Origin of the sequence: Streptomyces daghestanicus, from assembly GCF_020521275.1 — a bacterium.
In the GTDB taxonomy this organism is placed as follows: Bacteria; Actinomycetota; Actinomycetes; order Streptomycetales; family Streptomycetaceae; genus Streptomyces; species Streptomyces griseoviridis.
In genome coordinates this window covers 1164192-1186903 of record NZ_BNDX01000016.1, presented here as the reverse complement: position 1 = coordinate 1186903, position 22712 = coordinate 1164192, and the positions used below count along the sequence as shown (strand labels likewise).

Annotated in this window: 21 protein-coding genes and 1 riboswitch; of the genes, 11 read left to right on the top strand and 10 right to left on the bottom strand. The window is 75.1% G+C overall.

Translation table 11 applies throughout. The features are described 5' to 3' along the window. Positions 1–46: 46 nt before the first annotated feature. Entirely contained in the window at positions 47–1003 is a 957-nt protein-coding gene (gene rsmH / locus Sdagh_RS32020) for a 16S rRNA (cytosine(1402)-N(4))-methyltransferase RsmH (protein ID WP_189413607.1), read from the bottom strand. 429 nt (positions 1004–1432) lie between these two features. Here rsmH and Sdagh_RS32015 point away from each other — a divergent pair, with 429 nt between their 5' ends. The 4 genes from Sdagh_RS32015 (at position 1433) to Sdagh_RS32000 (ending at position 7028) form a co-directional block, all read left to right on the top strand. Beyond that, a complete protein-coding gene (locus Sdagh_RS32015; protein WP_189413604.1) occupies positions 1433–1978 on the top strand; it encodes a beta-class carbonic anhydrase in 546 nt (181 codons plus the stop codon). A 211-nt stretch (positions 1979–2189) separates the two neighbouring features. Continuing rightward, entirely contained in the window at positions 2190–3212 is a 1023-nt protein-coding gene (locus Sdagh_RS32010; RefSeq protein WP_189413601.1) for an AAA family ATPase, read from the top strand. Beyond that, positions 3212–4570 carry a DUF58 domain-containing protein gene (locus Sdagh_RS32005; RefSeq protein WP_190077361.1) on the top strand — a complete coding sequence of 453 codons (1359 nt, stop codon included), beginning with the start codon at positions 3212–3214 and terminating at the stop codon, positions 4568–4570. Before Sdagh_RS32010 ends, Sdagh_RS32005 begins: the two co-directional genes overlap by 1 nt. Before the next feature lie 61 nt (positions 4571–4631). After that, positions 4632–7028: a transglutaminase TgpA family protein gene (locus tag Sdagh_RS32000; RefSeq protein WP_190077362.1), complete on the top strand. Its 2397-nt coding sequence runs from the start codon at positions 4632–4634 to the stop codon at positions 7026–7028. A 128-nt stretch (positions 7029–7156) separates the two neighbouring features. Here Sdagh_RS32000 and Sdagh_RS31995 read toward each other — a convergent pair whose 3' ends face one another. From Sdagh_RS31995 to Sdagh_RS31985, 3 genes are all read right to left on the bottom strand, one after another. Then, a complete protein-coding gene (locus Sdagh_RS31995; protein ID WP_190008158.1) occupies positions 7157–7552 on the bottom strand; it encodes an SCO2097 family morphological protein in 396 nt (131 codons plus the stop codon). Between the two features lie 305 nt (positions 7553–7857). Next, positions 7858–8619: a class I SAM-dependent methyltransferase gene (locus tag Sdagh_RS31990; protein ID WP_190077363.1), complete on the bottom strand. Its 762-nt coding sequence runs from the start codon at positions 8617–8619 to the stop codon at positions 7858–7860. Between the two features lie 157 nt (positions 8620–8776). After that, positions 8777–9310, bottom strand: coding sequence for an SAV_6107 family HEPN domain-containing protein (locus tag Sdagh_RS31985; protein WP_189413590.1), 534 nt, complete (start codon positions 9308–9310; stop codon positions 8777–8779). Positions 9311–9462: 152 nt separating this feature from the next. On the opposite strand from Sdagh_RS31985, the gene Sdagh_RS31980 reads away from it, so the two are divergent. Both Sdagh_RS31980 and Sdagh_RS31975 read left to right on the top strand, forming a co-directional pair. Continuing rightward, positions 9463–10074 carry a TetR/AcrR family transcriptional regulator gene (locus Sdagh_RS31980; protein ID WP_189413588.1) on the top strand — a complete coding sequence of 204 codons (612 nt, stop codon included), beginning with the start codon at positions 9463–9465 and terminating at the stop codon, positions 10072–10074. A gap of 507 nt (positions 10075–10581) precedes the next feature. Continuing rightward, the gene (locus tag Sdagh_RS31975; RefSeq protein ID WP_189413586.1) at positions 10582–12072 is read left to right on the top strand and encodes a phytoene desaturase family protein; all 1491 of its coding nucleotides are present in this window, start codon (positions 10582–10584) and stop codon (positions 12070–12072) included. A gap of 71 nt (positions 12073–12143) precedes the next feature. Here Sdagh_RS31975 and Sdagh_RS31970 read toward each other — a convergent pair whose 3' ends face one another. The 6 genes from Sdagh_RS31970 to Sdagh_RS31945 all read right to left on the bottom strand — a co-directional run bounded on the left by Sdagh_RS31970 (position 12144) and on the right by Sdagh_RS31945 (position 17365). Continuing rightward, positions 12144–13103, bottom strand: a complete 960-nt coding sequence (locus Sdagh_RS31970; RefSeq protein ID WP_189413584.1) for an SCO2102 family sporulation regulator — start codon at positions 13101–13103, stop codon at positions 12144–12146. A 23-nt stretch (positions 13104–13126) separates the two neighbouring features. Next, positions 13127–14083, bottom strand: a complete 957-nt coding sequence (gene metF, locus Sdagh_RS31965; protein ID WP_189413582.1) for a methylenetetrahydrofolate reductase [NAD(P)H] — start codon at positions 14081–14083, stop codon at positions 13127–13129. A gap of 65 nt (positions 14084–14148) precedes the next feature. After that, positions 14149–14859: a thiamine phosphate synthase gene (gene thiE / locus Sdagh_RS31960; protein WP_189413580.1), complete on the bottom strand. Its 711-nt coding sequence runs from the start codon at positions 14857–14859 to the stop codon at positions 14149–14151. Between the two features lie 413 nt (positions 14860–15272). Continuing rightward, positions 15273–15638, bottom strand: coding sequence for an Rv2175c family DNA-binding protein (locus Sdagh_RS31955; protein ID WP_189413578.1), 366 nt, complete (start codon positions 15636–15638; stop codon positions 15273–15275). 74 nt (positions 15639–15712) lie between these two features. Beyond that, positions 15713–16951: an NAD(P)/FAD-dependent oxidoreductase gene (locus Sdagh_RS31950; protein ID WP_226536004.1), complete on the bottom strand. Its 1239-nt coding sequence runs from the start codon at positions 16949–16951 to the stop codon at positions 15713–15715. Positions 16952–16996: 45 nt separating this feature from the next. Then, the gene (locus Sdagh_RS31945; RefSeq protein ID WP_189413576.1) at positions 16997–17365 is read right to left on the bottom strand and encodes an avidin-fold protein; all 369 of its coding nucleotides are present in this window, start codon (positions 17363–17365) and stop codon (positions 16997–16999) included. Between the two features lie 52 nt (positions 17366–17417). Beyond that, a riboswitch (TPP riboswitch) is annotated at positions 17418–17529 on the top strand. Here Sdagh_RS31945 and thiO point away from each other — a divergent pair. The 5 genes from thiO (at position 17527) to Sdagh_RS31920 (ending at position 22712) form a co-directional block, all read left to right on the top strand. Beyond that, positions 17527–18735: a glycine oxidase ThiO gene (gene thiO / locus Sdagh_RS31940; protein ID WP_189413574.1), complete on the top strand. Its 1209-nt coding sequence runs from the start codon at positions 17527–17529 to the stop codon at positions 18733–18735. Its footprint overlaps the riboswitch before it by 3 nt. A gap of 2 nt (positions 18736–18737) precedes the next feature. Next, positions 18738–18938 carry a sulfur carrier protein ThiS gene (thiS, locus tag Sdagh_RS31935; protein ID WP_189413819.1) on the top strand — a complete coding sequence of 67 codons (201 nt, stop codon included), beginning with the start codon at positions 18738–18740 and terminating at the stop codon, positions 18936–18938. A 4-nt stretch (positions 18939–18942) separates the two neighbouring features. Then, positions 18943–19737, top strand: coding sequence for a thiazole synthase (locus Sdagh_RS31930; protein WP_189413572.1), 795 nt, complete (start codon positions 18943–18945; stop codon positions 19735–19737). Positions 19738–19840: 103 nt separating this feature from the next. Next, the gene (gene pknB / locus Sdagh_RS31925) at positions 19841–21772 is read left to right on the top strand and encodes a Stk1 family PASTA domain-containing Ser/Thr kinase (RefSeq protein ID WP_189413570.1); all 1932 of its coding nucleotides are present in this window, start codon (positions 19841–19843) and stop codon (positions 21770–21772) included. Between the two features lie 52 nt (positions 21773–21824). After that, the gene (locus Sdagh_RS31920) at positions 21825–22712 is read left to right on the top strand and encodes a deoxyribonuclease IV (RefSeq protein ID WP_189413568.1); all 888 of its coding nucleotides are present in this window, start codon (positions 21825–21827) and stop codon (positions 22710–22712) included.

Genomic DNA, 22712 nt, shown 5'->3' with positions numbered 1-22712 from the left:
TCCGGGCCGCGCCCGTACCGTCCCCGCGTCGTGGGCCTCACGTGCTTCACCCGATGGACTCCCTGATCCGCTCCGCTCCGCGCAGCCGCGCCGGTGCCGCCCGCCGGTTCTCGGCGATCTCCTCCTCGGTGGGAAGTTCGGCACCGCGTGTGAGCAGCTTGAGCCGGGGGGCGTACCGCTCGGGCACCACCGGCAGTCCGGGCGGGGCGGTGCCGGCGGCGCCCGCCGCGAAGACCTGCTTGACGAGCCGGTCCTCCAGGGAGTGGTACGACAGCACGGCGATCCGTCCGCCCACGGCGAGGGCCTCCACGGCGGCCGGGATCGCCCGCTCCAGGACCGACAGCTCGCCGTTGACCTCGATGCGCAGCGCCTGGAAGGTGCGCTTGGCCGGGTTGCCGCCGGTGCGCTTGGCCGCCTGCGGCAGCGCGGCGCGGATCAGCTCCACCAGGCGGGCGCTGTTGGTGAACGGCTCCTTCTCCCGTTCTCGCACGATCGCCGAGACGATCCGCTTGGCCTGCTTCTCCTCGCCGTACGCCCGCAGGATGCGGACGAGTTCGCCCGGGGGGTAGGTGTTGAGGACCTCGGCGGCGCTGATGCCGGTCGTCTGGTCCATCCGCATGTCCAGCGGGGCGTCCTGCGCGTAGGCGAAGCCCCGGCCGGCCTCGTCGAGCTGCATGGAGGAGACACCGAGATCGAACAGCACGCCCTGGACGCGCCGGATGCCGAGCCGGTCGAGGACGTCGGGCAGCTCGTCGTAGACGGCGTGCACCAGGGTGGCGCGGTCGCCGTGGGGGGCGAGCCGCTCGCCGGAGAGGCGCAGGGCCTCGGTGTCCCGGTCGAGGGCGACGAGCCGGGCCTCGGGAAAACGTTCGAGCAGGGCCTCGCTGTGCCCGCCGAGGCCGAGGGTGCAGTCGACGACCACCGCCCCCGGTTCCGCCAGGGCGGGTGCCAGCAGATCCAGGCACCGCTGGAGCATCACCGGGACGTGTCGACTCTGGCTCAAGGGGGGTCGGCCTCTCGGGTCCGACGCGGCGCCCGCACCGCCGGGTCCCCGCCGTCCCCCGGTGGAAGGGGAGACCTGCCGGCGCCGGATGCGGCAGCCGGCCGGGAGCGGGAGGAGGCCGAGCCGTACGTACGCGCCGCGCACGTGGGGAGAACGGGCACCGCGGCGCCCAGGTCTTTCGGGGGTTCCAGTCCAGCGGGGAGAGCCTCGCCTCCCGCTTCGCGTCACTTTAGTCCACCCTGTCTCGCGGTCAATCAACCGGCCTGCGCGTCGCGGGCCGTGGGCCGGGGAAGCGGGAATCGGCGCAGCTTCACCCGTACGGACGCACTGTCACCACTCCTGTGGGTTAGCTCACACCCGGGCGTCCCGGTCTTCTTTGTCCCTCTTCACAGCGGGCCAGGTCGGCCCGTGACCAGTAACGTCATGGATATGACGACTTCTGCATCGGTTCCCTCCGGCTCCGGCGCCGCCGTGGAGGGCGGCTCCGTCACCGACCGTCTCGTGGCGGCGAACGACCGCTACGCGGCGGCGTTCACCGACCCCGGGATGGACGCCCGTCCGGTCCTGAAGGTGGCGGTCGTGGCCTGCATGGACGCGCGGCTCGACCTGCACGCGGCGCTCGGGCTGAACCTCGGTGACTGCCACACCATCCGCAACGCGGGCGGCGTGGTCACCGACGACGTGATCCGTTCCCTCACCATCAGCCAGCGGGCGCTCGGCACCCGCAGCGTGGTCCTCATCCACCACACCGGCTGCGGCCTGGAGTCCCTCACCGAGGAGTTCCGGCACGAGCTGGAGATGGAGGTCGGCCAGCGTCCCGTCTGGGCGGTGGAGTCCTTCCGGGACGTCGACCAGGACGTACGGCAGTCGATCCAGCGGGTGCGCACCTCCCCGTTCCTGGCGCACACCGACGACATCCGCGGTTTCGTCTTCGACGTGAAGACCGGGCGGCTGCGGGAGATCGACCCCGCCTGATCCCGTCCCGCCCCGGCGACAGCGAACCGATAGGACGCCCGAAAGACCGCAAGGGCTGACATATCGCGGGCAGTTGTCCACAGGCGAGTGACACGAATCGGTAACGGCGGCAAGAATGCGGAGTGCGGTGCCACGCGGGACGTCTTCCACGTGGCGTCCGTGGCGCGGGGGCTCCTGACCGGGGGCCAGGGGAAAGGCCGAGGAGGGCCGGGTGACGACCTATGACGATCGAGCGAGCCTCACTGATCTGACCGCCGTGGTGGAGCGGGTGCGCGGGTCGGTGGAGGGCGTGATCGAGGGCAAGCCCGAGGTCGTCCGGCTCTCGCTGACCGTGCTGCTCGCCGAGGGACACCTGCTGATCGAGGACGTCCCCGGGGTGGGGAAGACCATGCTGGCCAAGGCGCTGGCCCGGTCCATCGACTGCTCGGTGCGGCGCATCCAGTTCACCCCCGACCTGCTGCCCTCGGACATCACCGGGGTGTCCATCTGGGACCAGCAGCGCCGGGACTTCGAGTTCAAGCCGGGCGCGATCTTCGCCCAGGTCGTGATCGGCGACGAGATCAACCGCGCCTCGCCCAAGACCCAGTCCGCGCTGCTGGAGTCGATGGAGGAACGCCAGGTCACCATCGACGGCAAGACCTATGAACTGCCCGGCCCCTTCATGGTGGTGGCCACGCAGAACCCGGTCGAGATGGAGGGCACCTACCCGCTCCCCGAGGCCCAGCGCGACCGCTTCATGGCCCGCGTCTCCATCGGGTACCCGAGCGCCGAGGCGGAGCTGCGGATGCTCGACGTGCACGGCGGGGTGAGCCCGCTGGACGACCTCCAGCCGGTGGCGCACGCGCACGAGATCCTCAAGCTGATCGAGGCGGTCCGCGCCGTCCACGTCGCCGAGCCGGTCCGCCGGTACGCGGTGGACCTGGTCGCCGCCACCCGCACGCACCCCGACCTCAGACTCGGTGCCTCGCCGCGCGCCACCCTGCACCTGCTGCGCGCGGCGAAGGCCACCGCCGCCCTCGCCGGACGGGAGTACGCGCTGCCGGACGACGTGCAGGCCCTGGCCGTCGCCGTCCTGGCGCACCGGCTGCTGCCCACCGCCCAGGCCCAGCTCAACCGCCGCACCTCCGAGCAGGTCGTGCAGGAGATACTCCAGCGCACCCCGGTGCCCTCCGACGGCCGGGCCCCGGGCGGTCACGGGGCGGCGTACGGCCAGCAGCCGCCGCGGAGGCTGTGATGACCGCCGGGGGGCCGGGCCGGGCGGAGGGCAGGCGGGACGGCAGGGGCGGCCTGTGGACCGCGCTGGCCGGCCTGACCACCCGAGGTCGCTCCTTCCTGGCGGCCGGCGTGGCCGCCGCGGTCTGCGCCTACGTCCTCGGGCAGAGCGATCTGCTCCGGGTCGGACTGCTGCTGGCGGTGCTGCCCCTGGTCTGCGCGGCCGTGCTGTACCGCACCCGGTACCGGGTCGCGGGCAGCCGCCGGCTCACCCCGGCGCGCGTCCCGGCCGCCGGCGAGGCCCGGGTCCACCTGTGCGTGGAGAACGTCTCGCGGCTCCCGACCGGCCTCCTGATGCTCCAGGACCGGGTGCCCTACGTGCTCGGCCCGCGCCCCCGTTTCGTCCTCGACCGGGTGGAGGCGGGCGGCCGCCGGGAGGTCTCCTACCGGGTCCGCTCCGACCTGCGCGGCCGCTATCCCCTGGGCCCGCTCCAGCTCCGCCTGACCGACCCCTTCGGCCTGTGCGAGCTGACCCGTTCCTTCTCCGTGCAGGACACCCTCACGGTGATCCCGCGCGTCGAGCCGCTCCCCCCGGTCCGCCTGGCCGGCGAGGCCACGGGGTACGGCGAGGGCAGGCAGCGCTCCCTGGCCCTGGCGGGCGAGGACGACGTGATCCCGCGCGGCTACCGCTACGGCGACGACCTGCGCCGCGTCCACTGGCGCTCCACGGCCCGCTACGGCGAGCTGATGGTCCGCCGCGAGGAACAGCCCCAGCGCGCCCGCTGCACGGTCCTGCTGGACACCCGGGGCACCGCCTACGCGGGCGCAGGCCCCGACTCGGCGTTCGAGTGGGCGGTGTCCGGCGCGGCGTCGGTCCTGGTGCACATGCTGGAGCGGGGCTTCTCCGTCCGGCTGCTCACCGACACCGGCAGCGCGGTGCCGGGCGAGGGCGCCGACGGTTTCGCGGGGGCGAGCCAGGAGTCGGCGGACGCGGCCGGGCTGCTGATGGACACCCTCGCGGTGATCGACCACTCCGACGGCACCGGCCTGTCCCGCGCCTACGACCTGCTGCGCGGCGGCAACGAGGGGCTTCTGGTGGCGTTCTTCGGTGATCTGGACGAGGAGCAGGCGGCGATCGCCGCCAAGATGAGCCGGCGCGGCGGCGGTGCGCTCGCCTTCGTGCTGGACAGCGGGGTCTGGCTGCGTGAACCCACCGATGCGCCGGGCCCCTCGGAGACGGCGGAGGAGCGGCTGCGGCTGCTGCGGGAGGCGGGCTGGACGGCCGTCGGCGTGGCACGCGGCGCCGCCCTGGAGGAGCGCTGGCGGCACGCGGAACAGCTCCGGTCCGGTCTGGCACCGGCCGGCGGGGAGGGCGTGTGATGAGCGGACGGACCCGGCCGGCCCCCCGGTCCGTGCCGGCCCTCGCGCGGGAGGGCATCCGATGAGCGGCCGTGCGCGGCTGACCCTGGCGGCCTGGGCGGCCACGCTGCTGGCGGCGTGCGCGCTGCTGCCGCTGGTCGATCCGGCCGTCTGGATCCTCCAGGCGGCGTTCCTGCTGGCGATCCAGTCGGGGGTGGGCGCGGCGGCCCGCCGGGTGCCGCTGGCCCGGCCGCTGACCGTCGCCGCGCAGGCACTGACCGCCCTGATGCTGCTGACCCTGTCCTTCGCCCGTGCGCAGTCGTTCGCCGGGCTGGTCCCCGGCCCGGACACCTTCCGGCACTTCGCCGAGCTGCTGCGGCAGGGCGGCGACGACATCGCCCGGTACGCGATCCCGGCGCCGCTGGAGTCCGACGGCATCCGGCTGATGCTGGTCGGCGGCGTGCTGGTGATCGGGCTGCTGGTGGACACCCTGGCGGTGACGTTCCGGGGTGCGGCGCCGGCCGGGCTGCCGCTGCTGGCGCTGTACTCGGTGGCCGCGGGGCTGTCGGACGGCGGTGCCGACTGGCTGTGGTTCCTGCTCGCCGCGGCCGGCTATCTGATGCTGCTGCTCGCCGAGGGACGCGACCGGCTCGCGCAGTGGGGCCGGGTCTTCGGCGGCGCCCCGCGCTCCCCGGGTGCCGAGCCGACCCGGGCCCTCGCCCCGGTGCGCACCGGCCGGCGGATCGGCGCGCTCGCGCTGGGCATCGCCCTGGTGGTGCCGCTGGGCCTGCCGGCGATGGACGGCGGGCTGCTGGACGGCACCGGCGCGGGCATGGGCTCCGGCGGCGGGGGCGGCGGCACCATCTCCGCGGTGAACCCGCTGGTCTCGCTGCGCGACAGTCTCAACGTGGACGAGGACCGGCAGGTCCTCACCGTCCGCACCGAGAGCGAGAACCTCTCGGACCTGTATCTGCGGATCGTCTCCCTGGACGACTTCGACGGCACCACGTGGAAGCCGTCCAGACGCCAGATCACCACCGTCCCGGACGGCTCCTTCCCCACCCCGGCGGGTCTCGGCCCCGACGTCGAGCGGGCCGAGGTCCGCAGCCGGATCACGGCGGCGGAGTGGTACGCCCAGGACTGGCTGCCGATGCCGTACCCGCCGAGCGGGGTACGGGTCGACGGGTCCTGGCGGTACGAGCCGGTCGGCATGACCCTGGTCGGCGACCACGGCCAGAACACCCGCGGTCTGACGTACGAGGTCAGCAGTCTGGAGGTCCGGCCGACGGCGGAGCAGCTGGCGGGCGCGCCACGGCCCTCGGCGGCGATGGAGCGCGAGTACACCGCGCTGCCCGACTCGCTGCCCCCGGTCGTGGCCCGCACCGCCCGGGAGGTCACCGAGGGCGCGACCGACGCCTACGACCAGGCCGTCAAGCTCCAGGACTACTTCGCGCTCACCGGCGGGTTCGAGTACGACACCCGGGTGCAGGCGGGCAGCGGCTCCCGGGCGATCGCCCGCTTCCTGGAGGACAAGCAGGGCTTCTGCGTGCACTTCTCGTTCGCGATGGCGGCGATGGCCCGTTCGCTGGGCATACCGGCCCGGGTCGCGGTCGGTTTCGCACCCGGTTCCCAGCAGGCGGACGGCACGGTGGCCGTGGGCCTGCGGGACGCGCACGCCTGGCCCGAGCTGTACTTCGAGGGCGTCGGCTGGACCCGTTTCGAGCCGACTCCGAACCGGGGGACCATTCCCCCGTACACCGTGCCGGACGCTCCGGGCACCACGCTGCCGGATGCCGCGCGCCCGTCCCGGGAGGCGTCCGAGGAGCCGTCGGCCACGGCGTCGGCGAGCGAGAGCTGCACCGCCCAGGAGAAGAAGCTGGACGGCTGCGGGAGCGAGTCGCCGCAGGCCGCGATCGCCCCGGACGACGGCGGCCCGCGCTGGTACGCGTCGCTGGCCTGGGCGCTGGCCGGGCTGGTGGTGCTGGTCCTGCCGTTCTCCCCGCTGCTGTGGCGGGCCCGGCTGCGGTCGGTCCGGCTGGGTGCGCACGGCCGCTCGGCGGCGGATGCGGCGCCCCGCACCCTGGCGGCCTGGCGGGAGCTGACCGACACGGCGTGGGACTTCGGGATCGCGCCGGAGGAGTCGCAGACGCCGCGCAGGGCGGCGGCCCGGGTGGTCCGGCTGGGACGGCTCGACCCGGTGGCCGCCGCGGCCGTGCACCGGGTGGCGGACGCGGTGGAGCAGGTCCTCTACGCTCCCCGGCCACGTCCGGTCACGGGTCTGACGGAGGACGTCCGGCGGGTGACGGCCGGGCTGCGGGCGGCGGCCGGCCGGGGCACGAGGCTGCGGGCGCGGTTCGTCCCGCGGTCGGCGGTCCGGGTGATCTGGGCGGCGTCCGCCCGCCGGGCCGCGCTCGGGGACCGGCTCGCGTCGGTCCGGCCCGTGCTGCGCCGGCCGCGGGGCGACCAGGCGGAGAGCTGAGCATACGGACGAACGGGTGAACGGACGAACGGGTGAGGGGCGACCACCGGCCGGTGGTCGCCCCTCACCCGTGCACGTCGCTCATGTCAGGGGTCATGCGTCGGCCGGGCGTCGCGCCCGGCCGGGTCTCAGTGACCGCCCTGCTCGTCGCGCCGGCGCTGCCAGCGCTCCTCGATGCGGTCCATCATCGACCGCTTCTGGCGGGTCTGTCCGCCCTGCGGCGCGGCTCCGGCGACGGGCTGCTCGCCCGGCTTCGGAGCCTTGCGCCAGCCGGTCACGGCGAGGACCGCGCAGCCCAGCATGACGAGGAAGCCCACCACGCTGAGCCAGACCTGCTTGGCGACCATCCCGGCCATGAGGAGCGCGATACCGACGAGGAAGCCAGCGACCGCCTGGTAGACCCGTCGCCGGGTGTACGTACGCAGCCCGCTTCCCTCGAGCGCTGTCGCGAACTTGGGATCTTCGGCGTACAGCGCTCGCTCCATCTGCTCGAGCATGCGCTGCTCGTGCTCCGAGAGCGGCACGGCGTCCTCCTCATCGTGCAGTCGCCGGGGCGACCCGGGGGGTCCCTTCAGGATAGGCAGGGAATCGCCCCCGTGAAACCCGCCCCTCTACGCCAATTGGCCAGACCGGTTCCCGCCATGGAGGACCCGGCCCGCTAGATTTCCATTCCCCAGCGGCCGACCCGTCATGCCGGACGGTCTCCCTCGATCATACGGCGCCGGGCCTCCGTTCGGGGGGCCTGTGGCGTACTCCATGTGCGGGCAACGAGCTGATCAGGGCCATATCCCGCCAGGTGGCTCAGACCCCGCCCACCCCGTCCGTCCCGTCAGGCGCCCCGCGTCTCGCCGAGCACGTGGAGCTGGGTGGCCACGGAGTGGAAGGCCGGTAGTTCGGCCGCCGCGGCCTCCAGCTTCAGCAGCGCGTCCAGGGCGCCGGGCTCGGTGTCCACCAGGACGCCGGGGACGAGGTCGGCGAAGACCCGCACCCCGTGGACGGCGGCGGTCGTCAGGCCCGCGCCCTCGACCAGTGCGGTGAGCTGCTCGGCGGTGAAGCGGCGCGGCACGGGGTCGCCGCTGCCCCAGCGGCCGGCCGGATCGCCGAGGGCATGCCGGGCCTCGGTGAAGTGCCCGGCGAGGGCGCGGGCGAGCACCGCGCCGCCCAGGCCGGCGGCGAGCAGGCTGAGGACGCCCTCGGGGCGCAGGGCGGCCACCGCGTTGCGCACGCCCTCGGCCGGGTCGTCGACGTACTCCAGGACGCCGTGGCAGAGCACCGCGTCGTAGCCGCCGCGCTCGATCACGTCGAAGAGGCCGTGGGCGTCGCCCTGGACGCCGCGCACCCGGTCGGCGACGCCCGCCTCGGCGGTCCGGCGCTCCAGGGCGAACAGCGCGTTGGGGCTCGGGTCGACGACGGTGACGTGGTGGCCGAGGCGGGCCAGCGGCACGGCGAAGTTGCCGCTGCCGCCCCCGGTGTCGAGGACGTCCAGCGCCGGCCGCCCCGTGGCCTTGACGCGGCGGTCGAGGGCGTCCCGGAGGACCTCCTGGACCACGGCGGTACGGAGGGAAGCGCGGGGGCGCGACGGGTCCGACACGGCAGTTGACTCCTCGGCGCGGCACCGCCTCTGGCATCGGCGGAGCGAACGGGCTGCCTCCCCTCGGGCCGCCGGGCCGGCGCCCGGCACGGAAGGGGGAAGGCTTCAGGCGCCTCCCACCCTATTGCCTAGTCATCGCCTCCTCCGCCCTGCCCGGTCACCCGGCGTCCGGGCGGCCGGTGTCCGGACGGGGCTGCGGGAGGACCGGCTGGAGGACGAGCATCCGCTCCACCAGGCGCAGGAACATCGCGACGTCGCGTATCAGGTCGTCGGCGTCCCGGCCGCTGGCCGCGCCCTTGATGCCGGCCTCGGCGCGGGCCCGGCGCTGGGCGCCCGAGGCGAACAGCGCGCTCCACTCGGCCAGCTCGGGCGCGATCTCGGGCAGTACCTCCCAGGCGCTGCGGATGCGGGCCCGGGCCCGGGGCGTGGTCTCGGGCCGGCCCCGGGCGGCGAGTACGGCGGCGGCGGTGCGCAGGGCGGCGAGGTGGGCCTGCGCGTACCGCTCGTTGGGCGTTTCGAGGACGGTGGCCTCGTCCAGCCCGGCGTGGGCCTGGGCGAGCAGGTCGAGGGCGGCGGGCGGAGCGGTGGTCCGGCGCAGCACCGGATGCACGTCGCTCGCCGGTCCGGTCAGTGAGGGGGCAGGGCCGGTGGCGCGGCGCCGGCGGGCGGCGGCCGCGGAGGAGTTGGCCATGACGAACCTCCTGTCGTCTGTGTGACGGCACGGATGCCGTATGTACCCATCGTGAGGTATGGCACTGACAATCCGTGCTGACCTGGACTTTTGCCTCGATCAGGGGTTCGGGTGGCGCGGGCGGGGCCGGGCGGGCCGGGAGAATCGGGGCCATGGAGAACAGCAGCGCCACCCCGCCCGGCGGCCGTCGCGAGGTCACCCGGCAGCGGCTCTACGAGGCGGCCGTCACCCTCATCGCGGAGCAGGGCTTCTCCGCCACCACCGTGGACCAGATCGCCGAGCGGGCCGGGGTCGCCAAGGGCACGGTCTACTACAACTTCGCCGGCAAGGCCGATCTCTTCGAGGAACTGCTGCGGCACGGCGTGGGCCTGCTCACCGCGTCCCTGCGGGAGGCCGCCGGGCGGGCCGCGCGGGACGGGGGCGGCACCGTGGGCGCGCTGGACGCGATGGTCCGCGCGGGCCTGGTCTTCATCGAGCGCTATCCGGCCTTCACCCAGCTGTACGTGGCCGAGCTGTGGCGTACCAACCGGGCCTGGCAGGCCACGCTGGCGGTGGTCAGGCAGGAGGCCGTCGCGGTCGTGGAGGACGTGCTGCGGGCGGGTGCGGCCCGGGGCGAGCTGGAGGCGGACACCGATGTGACACTGACGGCCGCCGCGCTGTTCGGGATGGTGCTGGTGGCGGCGCTGGACTGGCAGTCCTTCCAGCCGGGGCGTTCCCTCGACGAGGTGCACGCGGCGCTGTCCCGGCTGCTCCCGGGCAGGTGAGCGGGCCGGTTCCCGGAAGCGGAGCACCGCACGGGAGAGCGCCGGTCCGCCGTGGCCGCGTCCCCCGCGGGCCGGCGCCGGACCGGCGCTCCCTCTTGCTCCCCCGTACCCCCGTACGATCCCCCGTCGGACCGCCGTACGTTCCCCCGCCGGCCGTCCTCCGGGTTCCCCCGTGCCTCGCTCCCGTCGGCCTCGGCCGGCGGGAGGAGCGGATCGCGGGCCCGGCCTCCGTTCCGGCGCCCCGTGTCGCCGGTACCGGGGCCGTGCCCCCTCTCCGTGGTCCCCACTCTCTCGTTTCCGCAGGTCGGCGCCCATCCGTGCGGCTACTCAACTGTCCGCCTAGGTACCCGTACTCACGCCTGCGCGGCGGCCCTCGGAGCGGTCCGGCCGGGCCTGGTGCCGGGCGCCCCCGCCGCCGTACTCCCCCGGCCGCCGCCGTCACCGTGACGCCGCAGGTCAGCGGCCCTGCGGACGGGGCTGTCAGCGGGGGCGGATAAAGTCCCTGGCATGGCACGGATTGCGGTGATCGGCGCCGGGATGGGCGCGTTGGCGGCGGCGGCCCGGCTGGCCGTCGCGGGCCACCGGGTGACGGTGTACGAGCGCACCGGGACGTACGGCGGCGCGCTGCGCCGTTTCGAGCGGGACGGTTTCTCCTTCGACACCGGCCCCGGTCTGCTGCCGCTGCCCGCGGTCTGGCGGGACCTGTTCGTGAAGACCGGCAAGGAGCCGCTGGAGCGGTGCGTGGAGCTGGTCCAGGTCGATCCGTCGTCCCGGCACCTCTTCGCGGACGGCACCGAGGCGGTACTGCCCAACGCCTCCCGCGCGGGCGTGGTCGGTGCCCTGGACGAGGCGCTCGGCCCGGGTGCCGGGCAGCGCTGGGGCGATTTCCTGGTGCGGGCCCGCGAGGCCTGGGACCGGACCCGCCGGCCGCTGCTGGAGGAGCCGCTGTGGCCGGACTGGCGGGTGCTGGCCGAGCGCGAGCCCTACCCGGCCGTCCCGCACAAGCGGCTGCTGCGCACCCGCCGGGCCGGGACGCTCGCGGAGATCGGCGCCTGGGAGCTGCGCGACGCCCGGCTGGCGGCGCTCCTGGAGAGCCACGCCCTCGCGCACGGCCTGGACCCGCGCACGGCACCGGCGAGCGCCGCCGTCCTGCCGTACATGGAGCACGCCTTCGGTACGTGGTACGTCCGCGGCGGGCTGCGGGAGCTGGCGCGGGCGGTGTACGAGCGGTGCCTGGCCCGCAGGGTGGAGTTCCGTTTCGACACCGAGGTGACGGCGGTCCGGGAGAAGGACGGCCGGGCGGCGGGCGTGGAGCTGGCCGACGGCGCGGTGGACGAGGCGGAGTTCGTGGTCGCCGGTGTGGCGCCCGGCGTGCTGGACCGGCTGACCGCGGGCACGGCGGTGCGCGGCGCGGACGACGTCCCGGCGCGTCCCGGCGCGGCGAGCCGGCTGGCGGTGCTGCTGGCGCTGCGCGGCGCCCGGCCCGAGGGCGCCGCCCACCGCACGGTGGTGCACGCGCCGGACCGGGAGGCCGAGCTGGACGCCCTGTTCGGGGGGACCGGGGCGGCGGTCCGGCCGACGGTGACGGTGCTGCGGCCGGACGACCCGGCGCTGATACCGGACGCCGACCACGAGGCGGCCGTCCTCACGGCGACCGTGCCTGCGGGCACCTCCGGCTCCGAGGCGTGGGCGGATCAGCTGATCGCCGCCGCCGGGCGGGCCGTCCCCGGGCTGCGTGACCGTCTGCTGTGGCACGAGGTCCGCACCCCGGCGGACGTCGCGGAGGTGACCGGCGCGGCGGGCGGCGCGGTGCCGGCCCCGGCGTTGGCCGCGGCGGGCGGGCGTCTGCTGCGTCCGGCGAACGGCACGCGCACCGGGGGCCTGTTCACCGTGGGCGGCTGGTCGCATCCGGGCGGCGGGCTGCCGCACGCCGGGATGTCGGGCGCGCTGGTCGCCGGACTGATCGTGGAGGGACCGGAGTTCAGGGGCTCGCAGTGAACGGGCACCGGTGACGGGCCCGGCCTGACGGCCTCGCGGTGCCGGGCCCGCCGTGACGGGCTCCGGGGGCGTCAGTAGCGGTACTGCTGCTCGTCGTAGCCCTGGCCGTGGCCGCCCTGCGGCTGCTGCCCGTCGTAGGGCTGTTCCGGCGGGAGTTCGCCGCCGTACGGGTCGTCGGTGCTGCGCTGCTGCGGGACCCAGACGCCGCCGGGGGGCGTCTCGCCGCCGTAGCCGCCGGTGCCGTACGCGTCCTGGCCGTAGCCCTGCTGCGGGTACCCCTGCTGCTGCCCGGAGGCGTCGTAGCCGGTCTCGTACCCGGTCCCGCCGTAGGTGTGGGTGCCGATGTACGGGTCGGAGTAGGCGGCGTACTGCTGCTGGCCGGTGGCGTCGTAGCCGTAGCCCTGCTGCGCGTAGCCGGAGTAGTCGTAGCCGTAGGAGGCGTCGGCGGGCTGCGCGGCCGGGGTCTGCTGCTGGTCCTGGCCGTACCCCGCCGAGTCGTAGGTGCCGTAGGTGCCGGTGTCGTCGGGCATCGGCAGCGGCTGGTAGACGGGGGTGCCCTCGGCCGGGGTGCCGTCGGGGCGCCCGGGGGCGAACACGTCGTCCGGGTCGTCGCCCCGGTAGCCGTACGCGGTGGTGTCCTGGACGGCGGTGTGGTCGTCGGCGGGGGTCCGGTCGCCGGGGAGGCCGGGCTCGGCCGCCTCCTGGTCCGAGACCTCCGACGTCGGTTCCTCGCGGGCCCGTTCGGGCCGGCGGCGCTTGCTGCCGGGCAGTCCGGCGGGGGCCTGCACCGCCCAGCCGGAGGCGAAGCCGCGGCGGAAGGACAGGGTGACGTAGGTCTGGCCGACCGCGAAGGCGATCGCGCCGAGCCCGATGACGACGACCGACGAGACCAGCACGCCGGCCACCACGCCGAGGAAGCCGGCGAAGGCCAGCAGCCGCCAGCGCAGGCGCGCCTTGTACTGCAGCAGCACCTCACCGAGCAGCCACAGCGCGACGACGCCGAACGCGATGTAGAGGACCGCCCAGCCCATGTACGCCCCTCTCCCAGTGGCCGCTACGCAGTGTGTCGTACGGACGTGCGGCCGGTCCAGGCCCGCGGTGAGCGGTGCGGGCCCAGGTTCTCGTAGATTTCCAGCGTCGCCGTGGAGTTGTTCAGCGTGATGAAGTGCAGCCCGGGCACACCTTCGGCCAGCAGCCGCGCGCAGAACTCCGTGGCGAACTCGATGCCAATGGAGCGTACAGCGGTCGGATCGTCCTTTGCCGTGAGGATGCGTTCTTTCAGGTCGTCGGGGAACGCGGCGTTGCTGAGCTTCGGCAGTCTCTCCAGCATCTTCACGCTGGTCACCGGCATGACCTCGGGGATGACCGGGGTCTCGCAGCCCGCCGCGACGACCTTGTCACGCAGCCGGAGATAGGCCTCCGGGTCGAAGAACATCTGGGTGATGGCGTAGTCGGCGCCGGCCCGGCACTTGTCGACGAAGCGCCGGACGTCCTCGTCCCACTCGGCCGAGCGCGGGTGCATCTCCGGGAAGGCGGCCACGCCCACGCAGAAGTCGCCCGACTCCTTGATGAGTTCGACGAGTTCGGCGGCGTAGGTCAGGCCCTGCGGGTGCGGCACCCAGTCGCCCATCGGGTCGCCGGGCGGGTCGCCGCGCACGGCGAGGATGTTGCGGATGCCGGCGTCGGCGTACTGCCCGATGATGTTGCGCAGTTCCGCCACGGAGTGGTTGACGGCGGTGAGGTGGGCGACGGGGGTGAGGGTGGTGTCGGAGGCGATCCGCTCGGTCGCCCGCACCGTGCCGGCCCGGGTGGAGCCGCCGGCTCCGTAGGTCACGGAGACGAAGCTGGGGGCCACCGCCTCGACCCTGCGGAGCGCGTTCCACAGGTTGCGCTCGCCCTTCTCCGTCTTGGGCGCCCAGAACTCGAACGAGTACGTCGTCTCGCCGGTCGCGAGCATGTCGCGGACGGTGCGCGCGTGATCAGTCCTGGTCGATGCCGTTCCGAGGGCCATACGGGCAGGTTAGCCAGGGGGCGGCGGTCCCCCAACCGGAGCCGGATGATTGTCCGAATTGTCGCTCACTTGTCCATCCCTTGGACAGCGGGGGCGCTCCTGAGCCGCTGGGCGAACTCGGCCGCCGCCGCGCCGGGGTCGTCGGCCTCGGTGAGCGCGCGGACGACGACGGCCCGGCGGGCGCCCGCGTCGAGGACCTGGTCGAGGTTGTCCAGGTCGATGCCGCCGATGGCGAACCAGGGGCGGTCGGTGCGCAGGCCGGCCGCGTACCGGACGAGACCGAGGCCGGGGGCGGGCCGGCCGGGCTTGGTGGGGGTCGGCCAGCAGGGGCCGGTGCAGAAGTAGTCGACGCCGTCCTGCGTGGCCGCGGCGGCGGCCTCGGACTCGGCGTGGGTGGAGCGGCCGACGAGGACGCCGGCGCCGAGGATCGCGCGGGCGGCGGGGACGGGCAGGTCGCCCTGGCCGAGGTGGAGGACGTCGGCGCGGGCGGCGTGGGCGACGTCGGCGCGGTCGTTGACGGCGAGGAGCTTGCCGTGGCGGGCGCAGGCGTCGGCGAACACGGCGAGGTGCTCCAGCTCCTCGGCGGCCTCCATGCCCTTGTCGCGCAGCTGCACGATGTCGACCCCGCCGGCCAGCACCGCGTCCAGGAACTCCGGCAGGTCGCCCTGGCGCTTGCGGGCGTCCGTGCACAGGTAGAGCCGGGCGTCGGCGAGGCGGTCGCGGGGGGAGCCGTCGGTGGTCGTGGCGGCGGCGGTCGTGGTGGCCGTGTCGGGCATGTGGGCGTCCCCCCGGTGTTCGGTGGCGGACGGGGCGCGGGGCCTCGTCCGGGCTGGCGGCCGGGCAGGGCCCGGTTCTGGTGCTGGTGACGGTGGCGGGGCCTGGTGGGTCACCGGCCCGGCTGGTGGTGCGGAGCAGGGCTGCGGGGCGGCCCAGCGTCCGGGGGTGGCGATGAGAGCCGCGTGCCCTGCGCCTCAACGGCTGCCGGCCCGGCGCCACGGGGCCGCCGGCCCGGCGCCTGACGCTCCCCGGTCGGGCCCCTCGTGGCCGCGGGCCCAGGACCTCACGTCCGCAGGCCGACAGCCCACGGCCGCGGGCCCGCCCCGGCGACGACGTACCCGGTCCCCGGGCACACCGCCGCCGGCGTCATGGACCCGTCACGGCGTCCCGGAGGCGCGGGCCGGACGGCCGGTCAGACGGCCAGCGCCTGGGCGCGGCGCTTCACCTCCGTGCCGCGGTTCTCGCTGAGTGCCTGGGCCGGCGTACCGGGCAGGCTGTCGTCCGGGGTGAACAGCCACTCCAGCATCTCCTCGTCCGTGTAGCCGTCGTCCCGCAGCAGCGTCAGGGTCCCGGACAGGCCCTTGACGACCTTGTCGCCGTCGATGAAGGCCGCGGGCACGTGCAGCGCGCGGTTCTCACCGCGGCGTACGGCGATGAGCTGGCCGTCCTTGACCAGCTGCCGCACCCGGGTCACCTCGACGTCGAACATCTCGGCGATGTCGGGAAGGGTGAGCCAGGCGGGGACGAGAGCATCGATCCTTGCGTCAATCTCGGTCACCCCTCAAGCCTGCCATCTGCCACTGACACGCGGAAACCGGACCCCTCCGACCAGCGCCGACGCGTTCCGCCCGGTCACGCCGTCGCCGCCTTCAGCGGCCTGGCCGGGTCGGCGAGGAGCACCGGGTCCAGGGCCGCGCCGGACTCGATCAGCCGCCGGCCCTGGGCCAGGTCACGGGGCCGCCCCACCGCCAGCAGCGCCACGAGACGGTCCGCGCGCAGCCAGCACACGGTCCAGGCGGGTCCGGTGGGGTCGCCCCGCCGGACCACGGTGTCGCCGGCCGGGTGGTGCCCGGCGTACTGGACGAACCGGCCGAACTGCTCGGACCAGAAGTACGGCACCGGGTCGTACACCGGCGCCGGTTCCCCGCCGGCGGCGCCGATGATGTCGGCGGCCACCGTGCGCGGCCCCTGGAGGGCGTTGTCCCAGTGGTGCACGAGCAGCCGCTCCCCGTACCGGGCGGAGGGGAAGGAGGCGCAGTCGCCGACCGCGTGGACGTCGGGCACCGAGGCGCGCAGCCGGTCGTCGGCGAGGACCTCGCCGTGCGCGCCGAGGGCGATGCCGGAGCCGGCCAGCCAGGCGGTGGCGGGCCGGGCGCCGATGCCGACGACGACCGCGCCGGCGGGCACGCGCGTGCCGTCGTCCAGGACCACCGCGCCGGGCTCGACGCGCGCCACGCGCGTGTGGGCGCGCAGGACGACGCCCGCGTCGGCGTACCAGCCGGTCATCGGAGCGGCCACCGCGGCGGGCAGCGCACCCGCGAGCGGCCGGTCGGCGGCCTCCACGACGGTCACCGCGCAGCCCGCCTCCCGCGCGGCGGTGGCGAACTCGGCGCCGATCCAGCCCGCGCCGACGACCACCACGTCGTGCTGCCGGGCGAGCACCGGACGCAGCCGTTCGGCGTCGTCCAGGGTGCGCAGCAGATGGACGCCGGGGACGCCCTCGGTGCCGGGCAGGCGCAGCGGTTCGGCGCCGGTGGCGAGGACCAGGGAGTCGTACGGGACCGGCCCCGCGGAGGTGTCCAGCAGGTGGGCGCCGGGGCGCACGCCCAGCGCCTCCTGCCCGAGCCGCACCTCGATGCCGAGCGCCTCGAAGTCGACGTCGAAGGCGGAGCCCTCGGCGGTGCCCAGCAGGATCGCCTTGGACAGCGGCGGCCGGTCGTACGGCTGGTGCGGTTCGGCGCCGATCAGTGTCACGGTGCCGGTGAAGCCCTGTTCGCGCAGGGCCACGGCCGTCTGTACGCCGGCCATGCCCGCGCCCACGACGACCACCCGCCGTCCGGAGCCGCCTCGCTCCCGCCTCTGCTCACTCACCTGATCACCTTAGACACCTGACGCACCGTTGGTCAGGGGGCACGTTCAGTGACCTGCTGCACAGTCCTCCGGCCGCGCCGTCACGCTCTCCACCACGCTCGTGCCGCTGCCCGGGCGGGACTCCCACTCCCAGCTCTCCGCCAGCCGCAGCCGCCCGTCCGGCAGCTCGGCGACCTGGGAGACGCAGTGCCCCGAGGCGGTGGTGCCGTCGGTCCTGAGCTGGACGTACCGGAAGTCCAGCCGGTCCCCCTCGCGGGTCCCCACCAGGTATCCGCGCACCACGTCCCCGCCGGCGTACTCGGCCCAGACGCGGCCGTCCCGCTCGTGGTAGGCGAAGCGGGTACGGGTGCCCACCTGGCCGGGCGCCTGGTCGGCGACCGGGGCGAACACGAGACCATCGAGCGAAGGTGCCACGGGCGGACGCTCCCTTACAGAGGCGGATGACGAGCGGTTAGGGTGGCCAACGTAAGGCACTCGCGGGAGCCCGGACGCACCGGGCTGAGAGGGAGGCTGGCGGCCTCCGACCGTACGAACCTGATCCGGGTCATGCCGGCGAAGGGAGGGGCTGGACACCCATGTCATCCACGTCCGAAGCGCCCGACGCGTCCCCCGCGTGCGACGTCCTGGTCGTCGGGGGCGGCGTCATCGGCCTGGTCACGGCGTGGCGGGCCGCGCAGCGCGGGCTGGTCACGGCGGTGGTGGACCCGGCGCCGGGCGGCGGGGCCGCGCGGGTGGCGGCCGGGATGCTGGCCGCCGTCACCGAGCTGCACTACGGCGAGCGGACCCTGCTCGCCCTGAACCTCGCCTCGGCCCGCCGCTACCCGGAGTTCGCCGCCGAGCTGTCCGACGCCACCGGCCTGGACCTCGGTCACCGCCGCTGCGGCACCCTCGCCGTCGCGCTCGACGCCGACGACCGCGCCCACCTGCGCGAACTGCACGCCTTCCAGCTCCGCTCGGGGCTGGAGTCCGAGTGGCTGACGGGGCGTGAGTGCCGGCGCCTGGAGCCGATGCTCGCGCCCGGCGTGCGCGGGGGGCTGCGGGTGGACGGCGACCACCAGATCGACCCCCGGCGGCTGGCCGCGGCGCTGCTGGCCGCCTGCGAGCGGGCGGGCGTGGCCTTCCACCGGGTGGCGGCCGGGCGGCTCACCGTGGACCGGGACCGGGCGACGGGCGTGGTGACCGCCGACGGCATGGCGCTCCCGGCCGGGCGGGTGGTGCTGGCCGCGGGCAGTCTCAGCGGCCGGCTCGCGGGCGTCCCGGAGGGCGTGCTGCCGCCGGTCCGGCCGGTGAAGGGCCAGGTGCTGCGGCTGACGATGCCGGCCGGCCGGCCGCCGCTGCTGACCCGCACGGTCCGCGCGGTGGTCCGCGGCAACCCCCTCTACCTGGTCCCGCGCGAGAGCGGCGAACTCGTCGTCGGCGCGACCAGCGAGGAGCTGGGCTGGGACACCACGGTCACCGCCGGCGGCGTCTACGCGCTGCTGCGCGACGCCCACGAGCTGGTCCCGGGCATCACCGAGCTGCCCCTCACGGAGACGCTCGCCGGCCTGCGCCCCGCCTCCCCGGACAACGCGCCGCTGCTCGGCCCGACCGCCCTGGACGGCCTGCTGCTGGCCACCGGCCACTACCGCAACGGCGTCCTGCTCACCCCGGTCACCGGCGACGTCATGGCGCACGTCCTGACCACCGGGGTGCTGCCGGAGGAGGCCCGCCCCTTCGCCCCGGAGCGGTTCGCCGCCGCCCCCGCACCCACCCCCGCCCCCGCCCCCATGGAGCAGTCCGCATGAGCCTGCGCATCTCGGTCAACGGGGAGCCGCGCGAGGTGGCCCCGGGCACCGCCCTCGACGCCCTCGTCCACACCCTCACCCGGGCGCCGTCCGGCGTGGCCGCCGCCCTGAACGAGACCGTCGTCCCGCGCGCGCGGTGGTCGGCCACGGAACTGGCCGACGGCGACCGCGTCGAAGTCCTCACCGCCGTCCAAGGAGGCTGACCCGATGGCCGACGACCCCTTCGTCCTCGGCGGTACGTCCTTCACGTCCCGTCTGATCATGGGCACCGGCGGGGCGCCCAGCCTCGATGTGCTGGAACGTTCCCTGGCGGCGTCCGGGACCGAGCTGACCACGGTCGCCATGCGGCGGGTGGACCCGTCCGTGCGCGGCTCGGTCCTCTCCGTGCTGGAGCGGCTCGGCATCCGCGTCCTGCCCAACACGGCGGGCTGCTTCACCGCCGGGGAGGCCGTCCTGACCGCCCGCCTGGCCCGCGAGGCCCTCGGCACCGACCTGGTCAAGCTGGAGGTCATCGCCGACGAGCGCACCCTGCTGCCCGACCCGGTCGAGCTGCTGGACGCCGCCGAGACCCTGGTCGACGACGGCTTCACGGTGCTGCCGTACACCAACGACGACCCGGTGCTCGCGCGGAAACTGGAGGACGTCGGCTGCGCGGCGGTCATGCCGCTGGGCTCGCCCATCGGCTCCGGACTCGGCATCCGCAATCCGCACAACTTCCAGCTGATCGTCGAGCACGCGCGCGTACCGGTGATCCTGGACGCGGGCGCCGGGACGGCGTCGGACGCGGCGCTGGCGATGGAGCTGGGCTGCGCGGGCGTGATGCTCGCCTCGGCGGTGACCCGGGCGCAGGAGCCGGTACTGATGGCGGAGGCGATGCGGCACGCGGTGGAGGCGGGCCGGCTGGCCCGGCGGGCGGGGCGCATCCCGCGCCGGCACTTCGCCGAGGCGTCCTCCCCGACGGACGGCCTGGCCGCCCTGGACCCGGAGCGGCCGGCGTTCTGACCCGGGCCACGACGCGTGGAGTGTGTCACAGCCGTGCCGCGGTAGCGCGCGGGGTCCCGCCTTCCCCAGCCCTCCGTCAGCGACGGCTCGTAGACTCACCTGCGTGGACACGACCCTTCAGGACCCTCTGGTCGGGCAGCGGCTCGACGGCCGGTACCGCGTCGACGCGCGGATCGCGGTCGGCGGGATGGCCACGGTCTACCGGGCCGTGGACACCCGCCTGGACCGTGTGCTCGCGCTGAAGGTGATGCACCCGACGCTCGCGGCGGACGGCACCTTCGTCGAGCGGTTCATCCGCGAGGCCAAGTCGGTCGCCCGGCTCGCCCACCCCAATGTGGTCCAGGTCTTCGACCAGGGCACCGACGGGGACTACGTCTACCTGGCCATGGAGTACGTCTCCGGATGCACCCTGCGTGACGTGCTGCGCGAGCGCGGGGCGCTCCAGCCCCGGGCGGCGCTGGACATCCTGGAGCCGGTGCTGGCCGCGCTCGGCGCCGCGCACCGCGCGGGGTTCGTCCACCGCGACATGAAGCCGGAGAACGTGCTGATCGGCGACGACGGCCGGGTCAAGGTCGCCGACTTCGGCCTGGTCCGGGCGGTCAACACGGTCACCAGCACCACCGGCGCGGTCCTCGGCACCGTCTCCTACCTGGCGCCCGAGCAGATCGAGCACGGCACCGCCGACCCCCGCGTCGACGTCTACGCGTGCGGAGTGGTCCTGTTCGAGATGCTGACCGGCGCCAGGCCCCATCGCGGCGACTCCCCCGCCCAGGTCCTGTACCAGCACCTCAACGAGGACGTGCCGCCGCCCTCCGCCGCCGTACCGGACCTGGCGTACGAGCTGGACGCCCTGGTGGCGTCGGCGACGGCCCGCAACGCCGGGATCCGCCCGCACGACGCCGTGGCGCTGCTCGGCGAGACCCGCCGGGCCCGCGCCGCGCTCACCGACGCCCAGCTGGACGCCGTACCGCCGCAGGCGCTGTCCGGGGCGCACGACACCGCGGAGGACCGGACGAGCGTCCTCCCCCGGTCGCTGCCCCTGGTCCGTCCGCTGCCGGTGGACGGGGACGAGGAGCCCGCCGCCGGGGACGGCTACGACCGCACCAGCAGGCTGGAGACCCCGCCGCCCGCGCGGCGCCGTCCCGGACCGCGGCGCGGCCCGCTGGCGGTCGTCGTCGCCGTCCTGCTGGCGCTCGGCGTCGGCGCGGGCGTCTGGTACATCAACTCGGGCCAGTTCACCGAGGTCCCGCCGCTGCTGGAGAAGACCGAGGCGCAGGCCAGGGACCGCCTGGAGCGGGCCGGGCTGGACGTCGGCGAGATCAGGCACGCCCACAGCGACACCGTCGAGCGCGGGGCGGTCATCAGCACCGACCCGGACACCGGCACCCGGATCAGGAACCACGACGCGGTCTCGCTCACCCTCTCCGACGGCCCCGCGACGGTGAAGCTGGACGACCTGTCGGGTTACCGGCTGGACCGGGCCAGGTCGGTCCTCGATGCGGACGGCCTGGAGCCCGGCATGGTCACCGAGGCGTTCAGCGAGGACGTCCCCGAGGGCTTCGTGGTCTCCACGGAGCCGAAGGCGGGCACCACCGTGCGCGCCGGATCGGCGGTCGCCCTCACCGTCAGCAAGGGCCGCGCGGTAGACGTCCCGGACGTCACCGGGGACGACCTGGCCGACGCGCGGGCGGAACTGACCGGGGCCGGCCTGAAGGTGAAGGTCGCGGCCGGGCGGGTGACCTCCGACGACTACGACGCGGGTCAGGTGGCCCGGCAGACCCCGGGTGACGGCACGCGGGTCGCCGAGGGCGACACCGTGACGCTGACGGTCTCCAAGGGGCCGGAGCGGATCGAGGTCCCGGACGTCACCGGGGAGAGCGTGGACGACGCCCGGCGGGAGCTGGAGGCGGCCGGCTTCGAGACCGAGGAGGACCGCGGGCTGCTCGGCCTGTTCGGCGACACCGTCAAGAGCCAGTCCGTCGAGGGCGGCGAGACCGCGCCCAAGGGCTCCACCATCACCCTCACCATCCGCTGACCCGCCCCTGGCCCGGGGTGCCGCGCCGCCGCCTGGCATCCTGGGTCGGGAGATGAGCACCGCACCTTCCCCCTCCCCCGCCGCGCCCCGCAACCCCGTGGGCGCCCACGTCCCCGTCGCCGGGGGCCTGCACTCCGTAGGACTGCCGTACGCCCGTGATCTGAAGGCCGAGGCCGTGCAGGTCTTCGTCGCCAACCCGCGCGGGTGGGCCACCCCGGCCGGGAACCCCCGGCAGGACGAGGCGTTCCGCTCGGCCTGCGCCGAGGAGTCGGTCACCGCGTGGGTGCACGCCCCGTACCTGATCAACTTCGGCTCGCACACCGAGGCGACCGTGGAGCGGTCGGTGGAGTCGCTGCGGCACTCGCTGCGCCGGGGCCGGGAGATCGGCGCGCTCGGCGTGGTCGTGCACACCGGCAGCGCGACCGGCGGCCGGGACCGGGCGGTGGCCCTGAGGCAGGTACGGGAGCGGCTGCTGCCGCTGCTGGAGGAACTGACCCACGACGACGATCCCTGGCTGCTGCTGGAGTCGACCGCCGGGCAGGGCGCCTCGCTGTGCTCCCGGACCTGGGACTTCGGCCCCTACTTCGAGGCGCTGGACGCCCATCCGAAGCTGGGCGTCTGCCTGGACACCTGCCACATCTTCGCCGCCGGACACGACCTGACCGGCCCGGCGGGCGCCCACCAGACCCTCGACCTGCTGGTCGGCACGGTGGGTGAGGGCCGGCTGAGGCTGATCCACGCCAACGACTCCCAGGACGTGGTGGGCGCCCACAAGGACCGGCACGCCAACATCGGCGCCGGTCACATCGGCGAGGACCCGTTCCGGGCGCTGATGACCCACCCCGCGACCGCCGGCGTCCCCCTGGTCATCGAGACCCCCGGGGGCAAGGAGGGGCACGCGGCGGACGTGGCGCGGCTGAAGAGGCTGCGGGACGGCTGA

What these genes read in the sequence shown, in the direction of transcription:
- Sdagh_RS32015 (WP_189413604.1), top strand. Translation starts at nt 1,433, where the DNA reads ATGACGACTTCTGCATCGGTTCCCTCCGGCTCCGGCGCCGCCGTGGAG.
- Sdagh_RS32005 (WP_190077361.1), top strand. Translation starts at nt 3,212, where the DNA reads ATGACCGCCGGGGGGCCGGGCCGGGCGGAGGGCAGGCGGGACGGCAGG.
- Sdagh_RS32000 (WP_190077362.1), top strand. Translation starts at nt 4,632, where the DNA reads ATGAGCGGCCGTGCGCGGCTGACCCTGGCGGCCTGGGCGGCCACGCTG.
- Sdagh_RS31985 (WP_189413590.1), bottom strand. Translation starts at nt 9,310, where the DNA reads ATGGCCAACTCCTCCGCGGCCGCCGCCCGCCGGCGCCGCGCCACCGGC.
- Sdagh_RS31980 (WP_189413588.1), top strand. Translation starts at nt 9,463, where the DNA reads ATGGAGAACAGCAGCGCCACCCCGCCCGGCGGCCGTCGCGAGGTCACC.
- Sdagh_RS31975 (WP_189413586.1), top strand. Translation starts at nt 10,582, where the DNA reads ATGGCACGGATTGCGGTGATCGGCGCCGGGATGGGCGCGTTGGCGGCG.
- Sdagh_RS31970 (WP_189413584.1), bottom strand. Translation starts at nt 13,103, where the DNA reads ATGGGCTGGGCGGTCCTCTACATCGCGTTCGGCGTCGTCGCGCTGTGG.
- metF (WP_189413582.1), bottom strand. Translation starts at nt 14,083, where the DNA reads ATGGCCCTCGGAACGGCATCGACCAGGACTGATCACGCGCGCACCGTC.
- thiE (WP_189413580.1), bottom strand. Translation starts at nt 14,859, where the DNA reads ATGCCCGACACGGCCACCACGACCGCCGCCGCCACGACCACCGACGGC.
- thiO (WP_189413574.1), top strand. Translation starts at nt 17,527, where the DNA reads ATGTCATCCACGTCCGAAGCGCCCGACGCGTCCCCCGCGTGCGACGTC.
- Sdagh_RS31930 (WP_189413572.1), top strand. Translation starts at nt 18,943, where the DNA reads ATGGCCGACGACCCCTTCGTCCTCGGCGGTACGTCCTTCACGTCCCGT.
- Sdagh_RS31920 (WP_189413568.1), top strand. Translation starts at nt 21,825, where the DNA reads ATGAGCACCGCACCTTCCCCCTCCCCCGCCGCGCCCCGCAACCCCGTG.